Consider the following 13,427-nt stretch of genomic DNA (forward strand, 5'->3'; position numbering starts at 1 on the left):
TAATTACCTATTATTTTCCTATACTATTATAACACATCCTGTTGTAAACGCCACAACTGATAAAAAAGACCCTGTTTTTCTAATAACTCAACCTGACTACCTTGTTCAATAATGCGGCCAGACTCTAGCACGATAATATCCCCTACTCTATCTAATCCAGTCAAACGGTGGGTAATTAAAATGGTAGTCCGCCCTTGCATTAAACGGGAAATGGTCTCCATAATCGCCTCTTCCGTTAAAGCGTCTAGGCCTACCGTAGGCTCGTCTAAAATTAATAGAGGAGCATCCTTTAAAAGCGCCCTAGCAATGGCAATCCGCTGTCTTTGCCCCCCTGATAAAGCATGTCCATTTTGCCCTACCATAGTATCTAAGCCCTGCGGCAAGCTCTTAATGAATTCACTAAGCTCGGCATTTTTAATGACCTCCATAAGGGTATCCTCACTAGCATCTGGTCTTGCCAGCAAAATATTATCCTTAATACTAGCATTAAATAAATGACTTCGCTGCGCGACTACACCAAACTGCTTACGCACTTCCTGAGAATCATAATTCTTTATTTCATTCCCGCCAAACCGAATAGAACCTTGTTGATAATCCCAAAACCGTAACAACAAATGCAGCAAAGTGCTCTTTCCCGCCCCGCTAGGCCCTACGATAGCCAAACTCTGTCCCGGTGCAACGGAAAAGGAGACATTATCTAATATGGTTGTTCCTTCCCGGTAAGAAAAGCTTAGTTTATCAACCTCAATACTTACATCCTTATTTAAAAATACATCTTCACCATTATCAAGTACAGCAAGCTGCTGATCCACTATAGCAAATAGACGTTTGGCAGCTGACAAACTTTCAGCCAAATAGTGCATTGCTATCGGCAAGGGCAATACCCCTTCAAAACTACTTTGCACTGTTAAAGCCACTACTGCTAGATAAATACCCTCTAGTTGACCGCTATATACCAAAGGAATCGCTAACCACAAAACGAGCCACATCGTACCATTAACTATTAACATGCCAAGCGCATCTATCATCCCAGTCATATTTGCTACTTTTCCCTGAAGCTTTGCTAAGCGTTGATCAATAACCTCAATATGCTGAGCTTGCCGTTGCGTTTGACCAAAGGCGGCAAGTTCAACAATACCTGTTATGCTATCCACTAATTGGGCCTTCATTTCAGTTCTAGTTTGGACCAATTCATTGGCAATCGGCCGCTGTAACCTTAGAACCAAAAAAGGCAACAGGATACCTAATGTGAAAAACCCGCCTAACAGGACATATACAAATTGCATACTATACTGTGCTAAAAAGATGCACGTACCAATCAGTACTAAAAGTGCAATAAAAGGAGGCGCCAGAACTCTAAGATAAAACTCCTTTAAGGTTTCCACATCACCAACAATTGCGCCAAATAATTCCCCACTCTGCCATTTTAATAATCCTGCAGGTGCTAATCTTTCTAATTTAGTATAAAACCATACCCGTATTATCCCTAATAAACGAAAGGTAGCATCATGAGAAATATAGCGTTCTAAATAACGAAAAACAGCCCTAGATATACCAAAAAAGCGCACTCCCACAATAGCAACTGATAGCTCTACGATTGAGGGATGCAGGGCCGCACTAGAAATAAGATAGGCGGAAGCAGCCATTAACCCTATATTACTGCCAATGGTCAAACAACCAAAGACACCAGCCACAAGCATCGTCATCCAAGAGGGGCCAATAATTCTTAATAATCGTAACAATGTATTCATTTTTCACCTCGAAAGGCCATTACAAGTTGAGAATACAAGCCACGATCTTTCATTAATGTATCGTGGCGGCCAGATTCTACATCCTGCCCCTCATTTAGCACTACAATCCAATCTGCTTGGTACACTGTCGTCAAACGGTGGGCGATAATTAAGACGGTGCGCCTCTTCATGAGACGTGCCAAAGCCTCCTCAATCACAGCTTCATTTTGAGGATCTAAGCCTGCTGTAGCCTCATCTAATAGCAAGAAGGGGGCATCCTGCAGAAAAGCTCGAGCAATGGCTAGTCGTTTGCCTTGTCCACCGCTCAAACCATGTCCACCCTCTCCCACTAAGGTTTCATATCCTTCCGGTAAACTGAGGATAAATTCATGGGCGCCCGCATTCTTTGCCGCCCTTATGACTTCCTCCATTGTTGCATCTTCCCGCCCTAAACGTATATTATCAGCCACCGAACGGTAAAACAAATGGGGTTCTTGAGGCACGAAGGCAACTTGAGCCAACCAGTCATCAACCCGTATATCGGATAAACTTATTCCATTAACAAAAATATTTCCTTTATCTGGCTGCATAAATGCGAGCAATAGACTAGCCACCGTACTTTTTCCCGAACCGCTAGCCCCAACTAAGGCAACAGTCTCTCCTGGCTTCATCTCAAAGGTCAGCCCTCGCAAAGCTGGGCGTTCTCCCCCTTGATAAGCATAATGTACATTTTCAAAAGCAATTTCCACTTGTTCTTGCTGAGGAAAGGGATTTTTATGTCTTGCCTTATCTTGCCTCTGTGGTAAGGATAAAATGGCAAAAATTCGATCCGCTGCCGCAGTTCCAGCCATTCCAGCATGAAAATGAGCCCCTAACTGGCGCAGGGGCAAATAAAATTCTGGAGCTAGCAGCAGTAAGAAAAAAGCCTGGGAAAAATCCATCTTAAAATATAACAATTTGAGTCCGATAGTTACCGCCACTAACGCCGTACTAATTGTTGCCACCAACTCTAATACTAAGGCTGATAAAAAAGCTACTTTTAATACATTCAGCGTCTTATCTCGAAATTGATTACTCATACGATCAATTACTTGTATTTGCTCAATACTGCGCCCAAATACTTTCAGCACGGTTAAGCCTTGTAACACATCTAAAAAATGCGCACTTAGGCGCGACAAAGTCTCCCACTGCCTTTTATTCACTTGTTCTGCTGAACGTCCGATTAATATCATAAAAATCGGAATTAACGGCGCTGTGAATAGTAAAATAAGCGTTGTAGTTCCATCTAGAGGGACTACAGAAGTCAAAACAACCAATGGCACTATTACTGCTGTAAATAACTGAGGCAGGAATTTTGCAAAATAAGGTTCTAGATTTTCTACCCCTTCTACCAATACATTAACCAATTCTCCTGTTTGTTGCCCACGAATATAGAGGGGGCCTAAGGCCAAAAGGGAGGATAATATACGTTGCCTAACGTTAATTTTTACATAGGAAGCCAGGCGATGAGCCTTAACCTCGATTAGCCACGTGAATAGGCTACGCACAATCATAACCCCAAACAAGGCACCCATCCACTGCCACACCTCAGGCAAATCCAGCTTATCCAAAAATACCCCGGTTATCACTTTAGTTAAGTAGTTAGCTTGTAGTACCGCTAAAATACCACCACCCAGCCCCAATCCAACTAGCAAAAAGAATTCTTCTCTATGTTGTTTTAGCTGCTCTATCAGACGTTTATCAATCATAACCATGCTCCTGTTCTATTCTATAGGGAGACTCTTATTATAACCGTAAAAAAAAGAAAGCATGTCACCATGCACCCTAGCAGTATCCCTTCCTTGACACTAGTAAAAAAACTATTTTTTATTGATAAAGAAGACTTGATTCAGATGGAGTTTTAACTCCATCTGAATCTTAGTCGCACTTATCCAGGGACTTAGCCGCTCTTAACTCCCACTTATAGAAGATGGGAGTCTTAGAGCGGTTTAGTCATCGGATAATTATTATTTTACTCTATAATCATAACGAGGATTTAACAAACTTGCAATATTTTTATTTGCCATAAGAAAAACGCTTGTGTCCTTCAAAACATACACAAAATATTTAAACCACAAAGACACAAAGGACACAAAGAGATATTCACAAAAAGTTCTACTCATAGTTTATCCTTTGTGTGCCGTGTTAGCGGCATTGTGTCTTTGTGGTTTGTAAACCTTTTCAGTATAAGAAAAGACTACGCCCCCTATTTTCATAGGAGGCATAGCTAGTAAACATCAGATTATTTTGCCGTAGTACAGCGATCTACCAAGTATACTATGGATTGGTAGCTAAGACCACTACGATGAGATAAACCCATTTCACAAGTACGGCTATTGGAATAGCCTGCACTGCAATCAGCTGGTAAACAATCCTTTAGTTCGGCTAATGCTGATTCATTTAATTCAGGGACTTCGAAACCCTTATCACCAGCAAAACCACAACATCTTACCTTCTCCGGCATAACAACGGTAGTAGCACAAGCCTCTGCTACTTTTTTGAATTTTTCTTTAAGTCCTAATTTGGTAGAACTACAAGTAACATGAACTGCTATAGTTTCTTGCTCTTTATTAAAGTTTAGTAATTCGAGTAGATAATCATGAATAAATTCTAATGGTTCAAACATTTTAAGCTTTTTATCCATCATTTTTCTCATACGATAAATACATGGACTGGTATCACATACAATTGGATACTCTCCATTATTACTAACAACAAGTAATTCTTTTTCTAACTCACTACTCATTTTATCTGCGGATTCGAATAATCCTTTACTTTCAAAAGGCATGCCACAACATAATTTATCCATCTCACGGGGGAAAATTACCTCATAGCCAGCTTTCTCCATCAGTTGGATCATTACTTGACTGAGTTGCCGTTTGTCTTTATCAACAGCAGAAGCACCGCCCATGGTCCGGCTAACGCAACTTGGGAAGTACACTACCTTCCGTCCCGCTACGCCCTTTTTCGATTGGGATGGATCTGGAGTTTTTCCGGCGCCAGGCATACATGGATTCCATAAAGGCACTTTATGACCACTCAAAGAATGTAAGCCCTGAGTAAGTCCTCCCATTAAAGATGTACCCAGTATCGAGTGGGCTAAGCCGGCACTAGTAAGACCAAGGCGGGCCATCGTAGTAACTCCTGCAAAGTTTTGGGTAATAAATCGGCCAATGGATTTACCGCGATCCCCCATTAAGTTAGCTCTATAATGCTTGGTATGCTCGCCAGTATTAATCCCTACAGGACAAGTAGTGGAACACAGTCCATCCGTCGCACAGGTTTCGTCACCAAAATAAGCATAATCTTCTTCCAAACGACGCAGCCGAGTATTATCCTCCCCCGTTTGCCTTAATCTAGCAATCTCACGTTGTACTACAATACGCTGTCTAGGCGTTGCCGTAAGATTTTTAGAAGGACAGTTAATTTCACAGAAACCACACTCTATACATTTATCAATAATTTCGTGCGCCTGAGCCATTGGCTTTAGATTTTGAATATAAAGCAGTTGATTATCCGTAATAATAACATCAGGGTTTAAGGTATTATCTTTATCAAACACATTTTTCAATTTACGCATAAAGCGGTAAGCTGTTTGGCCCCACTCCATTTCTACAAAAGGTGCCATATTACGTCCTGTACCATGTTCTGCTTTTAAAGAACCACCATACTCATTCACTACCATGTTGCAGACATCCTGGATTAATGATTGATAGCGTTCAATTTCTTCTTGCGTCTTAAATGTCTGCGTTACAACAAAATGTACATTACCATCTAAAGCGTGTCCATAAATAATACCATCTTCATAATGGTATTTATCCATGATGTTTCTAAGTTCTGGCACTGCTTCTGCCATTTTCTCTTTTGGAAAAGCAACATCCTCAATAATTACGGAAGTACCCGGTTTTCTCATACCGCCAACCGCTGGGAAAATTCCTTTGCGAATATGCCATAATACTTCATATTCTGCTTTTACATCTGTAAATTCAATAGGAAGCACAGTCGGAATATCTGCTAACCTTGCTTTGACGCCCTCAATTAATTCATCTAAGGCAGCCTTGCTTTCGGCACGCACTTCTACTAGTAAAGAAGCGGCATCGGGTGATAAAGTTTTCAAATATGCTGGCATGCCTGCTTCATCTTCTACCGACCGAAGAGATGCACGGTCCATCATTTCTGCAGCTGCGACTAGATCTCTATCAAGCTTCATAACCGCTAAGCAAGTTGTATTCATATCTTTGAAAATCATTAACGCGGATGCTTTATATTCATGATCGACTACTGTTTTATAGGTAATTTCCGTTATGAAAGCTAAAGTACCCTCTGAACCAATCATCAAATGGTTCATAATATCAAAAGGATCAAAATAATCTACAAAAGAATTTAATCCGTAACCTGTCGTATTTTTAATTTTATATTTATGCTTAATAAGTTTTGTCAACTCTTCATCAGCAGTAATTTCATCACGTATCTTTTCAATGTCTTGTATGATTGATGGATGAGTTTTTCTAAATTCTTCACGTGATGCTGCATCACCAGTATCTAACATAGAGCCGTCAGCAAAAATAAGTTTCATGCTAGCTACTGTTTTATAGCTATTATCCGCTGTACCACAGCACATACCACTGGCATTATTAGCAGCAATCCCACCAATCATCGCATTGTTAATGGTAGCTGGATCAGGTCCGATTTTCCGGGAATATGATTTTAAATAAGCATTGGCTTCAGCCCCAATAATCCCTGGCTCTAGGGCAATGGATTCGCCACCTGGGCCAATTGAGTACTTATGCCAACCTTCCGTTGCTACTAAAAGCACAGAATCTGTAATGGACTGTCCGGACAAACTTGTGCCTGCTGCTCTAAAAGTTACAGGAATGTTCACCTTATTGGCTTCTTTTAAAATGTTCGCCATTTCTTCAGGAGATTTTACTTTTACCACCAATTTCGGCAGCATACTATAAAAACTAGCATCAGCACCATAAGCTAATGTCCGAATCGGATCCACAAAAACCCTCTCTTTAGGTATGAAAGTTATAATAACATGATAAAAATTCCGATAAACTTCAGGAAGATTGGCAATATCACTCTCAACAAATTTTAAACTCACTGTTATAGGCCCCCTTTTCGAATTAGAATAATATACCAATAACTATATCATAAATCGACAAAATATACATAATTTTTTGATAAAACAATAAATATGACTCGATTATTGAATAAGGGCAGCTCGAAAGCCGCCCTTATTTTTAATATTCTAAGTCTTTAGCAGTAACGCGTTTTCGAAATACCCAGTAGGTCCAGCCCTGGTAAGCTAGCACTATGGGCACTAAGATTAGCGCCGCAAATGTCATTATTTTTAAAGTGTAGGCACTAGAGGATGCATTGTGGATCGTTAAACTCCATGACGGATTTAAACTAGAGACCATAATCCGAGGGAATAAACCACTGAAAAAGGCGATTGTTGTGAAAACAATGGCCAACCCGCTCATAGCAAAGGCCCATCCGTATTTTTTTATCCATGCTAAAGCATATCCCAGAACAAAAACTACAACTGCTCCCCACAAGGTAATACTAGCTAATCCACTTTTGAATAAATCTGTGTTCGTATACGTTAACCCTACGAGGCTTAAGAAGGCTACGGCAGCAAGAATTCCAATCGTTACAGCTGCTTTTCGTGCACGTTCAATGATTGGCCCTTCAATCTTAAGGGTTAAGAACAAAGCCCCATGGAATAAAAACACGAGTAAAAAGGCAACCCCACCTACTAAAGTGTAAGGGCTTAATAAATCAAAGAAGGTTCCAGCATACTGCATCTTAGCATTAATAGGAACGCCTTGAATCAGGTTGGTAACAGCTACGCCCCAAAGCAGTGCTGGTAGAGCACTACCAATAAAGATCATCCAATCCCAAGTGCTACGCCATTGAGGGTTTTCGTCTTTGCTCCGAAATTCAAAAGCCACTCCCCGCACAATCAAAGCCATAAGCATTACAAACAATGCCATGTAAAAACCGCTAAACATAGTTGCATATACATGTGGGAACGCCGCAAACATGGCCCCCCCTGCAGTAATCATCCAAACCTCATTTCCGTCCCAAACCGGCCCAATGGTATTTATAATCATCCGTCGTTCTACATCATCCTTGCCTAAGAAAGGCAATAACATTCCAACACCATAATCAAATCCTTCTAAGAAAAAGAAACCGGTAAATAAAACACCAACCAAAATAAACCATAATACATTTAGTTCCATAATGTCGCCTCCTTATTCTTAGTCAGCACACCTAGAACCGGCTTATGCTCCACAGGTCCCTCTAAAATAAACTTCCGCACTAAATAAATAGCTGCTATCGCCAGTACACCGTATATTACCGTAAAACCAATCAAAGAAATCCAAACTTCCGTGCTTGTTACGTTGGTAGAGACAGCCTGACTAACCTTCTGTAAACCTACAACGATCCAGGGCTGACGTCCCCCTTCTGTTAATATCCACCCAGTTGAGTTTGCAATATAAGGCACGGGTAAGCTCCAGAGTAACAACTTAAGAACGGTCCCATTCTCCTCTAATCGCTCTTTATACAATAAGAATATACTGATAACCGCTAATAACATCATCCATAAACCCGACAAAACCATGATTCTAAAGGTCCAAAAGGACTGTGTAATGGATGGAGTATAATTGCCTGGCCCATATTTCATTTCTGCTGCAGCTTGTAGTTCATTAATGCCCTTTATTTCTCCCTCTGGCTTATCATAGGCCAATAAAGATAGCACCTTGGGAATACCGATTTCAAAGGAATTCTTTTTATTTGCTTCATCCACCACTACTGCAATGGCAAAAGGAGCAGGATCTGCCGATTCCCATAGGGCTTCCATGGCAGCCATTTTCATTGGTTGTTTTTTAGCTAAGTATTGAGCTTGCAAATGTCCTGTACCCATTACCAATAAAGTGCTTACTAACATGCATGCTAAACCCACTTTAATCGACATACGAAAGATGGGTAAATGACGTTGTTTTAATAAATAATAAGCACTAATCGCTGTCACAAATACACCCGCTGTCACAAGTCCGCCTAAAACAGTATGTGGAAATTGCCCCCAGACATAAGGATTCGTAATTACCGCTAAAAAGTCAGTCATTTCTGCCCGTCCATTTTGTAAGGCATATCCTACAGGAGACTGCATAAAGGAATTGGCGACTAAAATCCAAAAAGCAGATAAATTGCTAGCAAATGCGACTAACCAAATACAAGCTAAATGCACTCTCTTCGATAATCGCTCCCAGCCAAAAATCCATAATCCGAGAAAAGTTGATTCTATGAAAAAGGCTGTCAAGGCTTCTAATGCTAAAGGCGCTCCAAAAATATCCCCCATAAAACGAGAGTATTCGGCCCAGTTCATACCAAAGTGAAATTCCTGAACAATCCCAGTTACCACACCCATGGAAAAGTTAACTAAAAACAACTTCCCCCAAAACATGGTCATCTTTTTATACATTTCATTTCCTGTCTGAACATACAAGGTTTCCATGACCGCTACTAGAACTGACAAGCCTAATGTCAGCGGTACAAATAAAAAGTGGTATACCGTTGTCATTGCAAATTGCCATCGTGCTAAAAGCAAAGCATCCATACTATCCCTACCCTTCTCTATTATTTTTTTCTACTAACCGATCAAACTTAACCCTTTCTAGGGACTTCACAAAATCCTGTTGAATAACAGCCAACGATGTATGTACTAGGCATTTCGATTCACAGCCTTTAGTACAGGAAGCATCTTCCTTCAAACATCGTTGTAAATCAATCGGGCCTTCCATCGCCTGAATCACATCTAACAGACTAATCTCTTTTGCAGGCTTTGCCAGCACAAAACCACCATCTACCCCCCGATAGGATTTTACCAACCCTCCCCTACTTAAGGATCGCATGATTTTCTGCAAAAATCCTAGAGGTATATTCTGCTGCTCAGCAATGGTCTGACCGTTTGCTAGCTTTCCTTCTGGTAATTCCGTTAGATGTATAATGACCCGAAATGCGTAATCCGTCGCTTGGTTAAACTGCACATATACACCTCCTCTTTAAAACAATACTATACTGGTTCGGTATTAATTATAATTTTACTCTGTGACATATCCTTCGTCAAGATTTTTTTTGAAGAAAATGGGTTCCTCTGAATTACTACCGATTATACTGATCAACAAGTGTTGCCAATTTATCAGTTATCTTTTTTGTTAGCATCTCTTTATGATATCGCCAGGCCCAATTACTGCCCCCCATTGTACCGGGGAAATTCATTCTAGCTTGGCCAGGAAGGCCCATAATGTCTTGTAGTGGCACAATAACTGTATTGGCATTACCCCGATAAACAAACTCGATACACTTCCAGTGAATTTCATTTTCCTCTAACCCCTGAATGCCAACCTGCTCTTGTACACAAGTAGCTAGCTTAGGATCTTCCACCAAGAGATTCCTATACCAGCTTACCGTTGTATCATTATCATGTGTTCCTGTATATACAGCCGTATTTTTCTTGCAACTGTAAGTTATACATTTTCCCTTTTTATCAAACGAAAAAGAAAAGTGCAATACCTTGATTCCGGGGAATCCAAGCTCATTTCTCAACGCTTCTACTTCGGATGTAATAATGCCCAAATCTTCGACAATAATTGGCAGCTTACCTAGCTTTTTTTCCAAAACATAAAAGAAACGTGCTCCAGGCCCTTTACGCCACTGTCCTTTTTCCGCCGTCTCCTCCTCAGCCGAAACCTCCCAAAAAGATTCAAAACCACGAAAATGATCTACCCTGACTATATCAACTAAGGTGAGGAGTACTTTTATCCTCTGCTGCCACCAATAATAATCATCCTTAGCCATTTCCTCCCATCGATAATGAGGATTTCCCCATAACTGACCTGTCTTACTAAAATAATCAGGGGGAACGCCAGCTACAGTTTTTGGTTTTCCACTTTCGTCTAGATCAAAAAGCTTCTGATTTGCCCAAATGTCACTGCTATCATGAGCAACAAAAATAGGTATATCTCCGATAATTTTCACATTTTTTACAGCTGCATATTGTTTTAAAGCTTGCCACTGACTAAAGAAAATAAACTGCAGAAAACTATGATAGGCAATTTCGTCTGCCAATAACTCTTTATATTCTAATACTGCTATTGGTTCTCTTGATGCAATAGCAGTAGGCCACATATGCCAGGGTTTCTCATTAAAATGATTTTTCAATGCCATAAATAGAGCATAGTCAGTAAGCCACGTAGTCTGTAGCCTAGTAAACTTTTCATAAGCTAAAGGCTGCCCCTGCTGTCTAAAGTTCCCAAAAGCCTTACGTAACTTTTGTTCCTTATATGTTTTTACTTTTTCAAATTCTACTTGCTCCTTATCAAATATAGGGCAGTCTTTCAAATCATGGGTAGAAAGCAGCCCATTTTCGATCAATTTTTCTAAAGAAATAAGTAGTGGATTTCCCGCAAAAGCAGAGGGGCATTGGTAAGGGGAATGGCTATCCCCAACTGGATTAAGCGGTAGTATTTGCCACAATGATTGCTTGCTTTCATGCAAAAAATCAATAAAGTCGTAAGCGTCATTCCCTAAATCCCCTATACCGTAGTTAGAAGGCAAAGAGGTTGGGTGGAGCAGCACCCCCGCCTGCCGTGGAAAACAATTTTGCTCAGCTTGTAGTAACACTTTGCCTTCAAGAGGTTGTAAACAAATTCTTACCGTTCCATCTACAATTGGGACCTCTTGGTTTTCGTTTAAAAGATCTATCATGCTTCCATGACACCACTGCTGAATTGGAATTTCTATATGAGCCGTTTGATCAACACTTCCATTCAATAACACAAGCGCCGTATTGTCTTGCCCTTCTTTGCCAAAAACATTCTTACCATTACTAATTCTCCGAATATAACCATACGATTTCTTCCCTAAGGGTAAAGAAATCCACTCTCCTAATTTGAAAATATCATAGCGATTGCGAAGAGCAATGATTCTTTTGTACCAATCAAGAATTTCCGTATTTTCTTGCCCCCAAGGATACGTCCTGCGATTAAAGGGATCTTTATGGCCTTCTACACCAACCTCATCACCGTAATAAATACAAGGTACGCCAGGAAATGTAATTTGCCATAAAACGAGAAGTTTTAATCTAGCGATTGCCAAGGGCTGCTTTTCAAGAGGCAAACGGTATTTAGCCTGTTCAGCAATGGTTAGGCTGTTTGAAGGAGGGGCTTCTCCCAGTAAGGTCAATATGCGAGGTACATCATGGCTACCAATTAAGTTCATCATGGCATAAAAGTTATGGCTAGGATAGTTTTCTGCCAAGCTCATAAATAAGTGATGAACTGCAAAAGCATCAATAACTCCTAGCATAAAGTCCAATACAATTGCACGAAAAGGATAGTTCATTACAGAATCCAATTCCTCACCTTGTAAGTATTCTCTAAGCTTGCCATAACTTTGTTTGTGAGAGGCATCTTCCCAAACCTCTCCAATCAATACACTTTCTTTATCCAACTCTTTCATTGTTTTGTATATCTTTTTGATAAATTCATCTGGCAGTTCATCCGCTACATCCAGCCGCCAGCCTTTTGCCCCAAGTTGTAACCAATGTTTGATTACACTATCTTGTCCTTCAATAATGAAGTCAATATAGGAAGGTTCATGCTCTTCCACATTGGGCATTGTGTCAATTCCCCACCAAGCTTCATACTGATTGGGATATTTAGTAAAACGATACCAATTATAATAGGGAGATTCCTTTGACTGATAAGCACCTAGTCCCGGATAGTTTCCTTCTCGATTGAAATAAACACTATCACTGCCTGTATGACTGAAGACGCCATCTAAGATAATCTCAATTCCATATTCTTTTGCCTTGCTGCACAACTGGGAAAAAATTTTGTTATCGCCAAGCATCGGATCTACTTTTTTATAATCACCTGTATCATAGCGATGATTACTCCCGGATGAAAAGATAGGATTAAAATAGATTACACTGATACCTAATTCCTTTAAATATGACAGTTTTGCAATGACTCCCTGTAAGTTTCCACCAAAAAAATCGTAAGATACAATTCTTCCTGTATCTGCATCGCGAATGTAATAAGGATTATTATCCCAATGGGCATGGATCACGCTACCCTTAGGAGCAGACAAAACCATTCCAGCTTCTAATTCCTGATAAAAGCGATCAGGAAAAATCTGATACATTACCGATTCTTTAAACCAATCAGGTGTAACAGATCCTGTCTTGTATATTGTAATTTGATAAGCGGGGGGCTCTCCTTCGTATATCTGTCCTAAGCCCCCTAGTCCCTCTGGATTGTTTCCATAATAATATAGTTGGCCTTGTAGGGTAACTATAAAATAGTACCACAAAATACAAGGGAATGAAGGTGCACTCATTTCTACATGATAGTGCCTACCTAGATCTGTCCTTTCCCGTGGCTCCATAATTATTTTTTTTTCGCCAAGACCCTCTTGCCATAAGCGAAACACAACGTTATCTGGCTCAACATCTTCCTTCACTATTAAATGCAGAAATATTTTCTCATTACAACAAACAGCCCCAAAGGGACTGCGAAAACTTTCTAATTGAGAGTCATGACTCATAGAGTCTTGTTTCATAGCGTTTCCTCACTTTCAATT

Annotated in this window: 7 protein-coding genes; all 7 read right to left on the reverse strand. The window is 40.3% G+C overall.

Annotated features, from left to right (window positions below; translation table 11 throughout):
- Positions 1–26: 26 nt before the first annotated feature.
- The gene (gene cydC, locus UFO1_RS21715) at positions 27–1,751 is read right to left on the reverse strand and encodes a thiol reductant ABC exporter subunit CydC (protein WP_038674164.1); all 1,725 of its coding nucleotides are present in this window, start codon (positions 1,749–1,751) and stop codon (positions 27–29) included.
- Positions 1,748–3,478 carry a thiol reductant ABC exporter subunit CydD gene (gene cydD / locus UFO1_RS21720; protein ID WP_038674166.1) on the reverse strand — a complete coding sequence of 577 codons (1,731 nt, stop codon included), beginning with the start codon at positions 3,476–3,478 and terminating at the stop codon, positions 1,748–1,750. The genes cydC and cydD overlap by 4 nt, the downstream gene beginning before the upstream one ends.
- A 533-nt stretch (positions 3,479–4,011) precedes the next feature.
- Entirely contained in the window at positions 4,012–6,876 is a 2,865-nt protein-coding gene (locus tag UFO1_RS21725) for an FAD-binding and (Fe-S)-binding domain-containing protein (RefSeq protein WP_038674168.1), read from the reverse strand.
- 139 nt (positions 6,877–7,015) lie between these two features.
- Positions 7,016–8,020: a cytochrome d ubiquinol oxidase subunit II gene (gene cydB / locus UFO1_RS21730; RefSeq protein ID WP_038674169.1), complete on the reverse strand. Its 1,005-nt coding sequence runs from the start codon at positions 8,018–8,020 to the stop codon at positions 7,016–7,018.
- Complete coding sequence (locus UFO1_RS21735; RefSeq protein WP_038674171.1) at positions 8,011–9,399, reverse strand: cytochrome ubiquinol oxidase subunit I; 1,389 nt, start codon at positions 9,397–9,399, stop codon at positions 8,011–8,013. The genes cydB and UFO1_RS21735 overlap by 10 nt, the downstream gene beginning before the upstream one ends.
- Before the next feature lie 7 nt (positions 9,400–9,406).
- Positions 9,407–9,829 carry an Rrf2 family transcriptional regulator gene (locus UFO1_RS21740; protein WP_038674173.1) on the reverse strand — a complete coding sequence of 141 codons (423 nt, stop codon included), beginning with the start codon at positions 9,827–9,829 and terminating at the stop codon, positions 9,407–9,409.
- Positions 9,830–9,944: 115 nt separating this feature from the next.
- Entirely contained in the window at positions 9,945–13,406 is a 3,462-nt protein-coding gene (locus tag UFO1_RS21745; protein ID WP_038674175.1) for a bifunctional glycogen debranching protein GlgX/4-alpha-glucanotransferase, read from the reverse strand.
- Positions 13,407–13,427 lie beyond the last annotated feature (21 nt).

Source organism: Pelosinus sp. UFO1 (genome assembly GCF_000725345.1).
Taxonomy (GTDB): domain Bacteria; phylum Bacillota; class Negativicutes; order DSM-13327; family DSM-13327; genus Pelosinus.

What these genes read in the sequence shown, in the direction of transcription:
- UFO1_RS21745 (WP_038674175.1), bottom strand. Translation starts at nt 13,406, where the DNA reads ATGAAACAAGACTCTATGAGTCATGACTCTCAATTAGAAAGTTTTCGC.
- cydC (WP_038674164.1), bottom strand. Translation starts at nt 1,751, where the DNA reads ATGAATACATTGTTACGATTATTAAGAATTATTGGCCCCTCTTGGATG.
- cydB (WP_038674169.1), bottom strand. Translation starts at nt 8,020, where the DNA reads ATGGAACTAAATGTATTATGGTTTATTTTGGTTGGTGTTTTATTTACC.
- cydD (WP_038674166.1), bottom strand. Translation starts at nt 3,478, where the DNA reads ATGATTGATAAACGTCTGATAGAGCAGCTAAAACAACATAGAGAAGAA.
- UFO1_RS21735 (WP_038674171.1), bottom strand. Translation starts at nt 9,399, where the DNA reads ATGGATGCTTTGCTTTTAGCACGATGGCAATTTGCAATGACAACGGTA.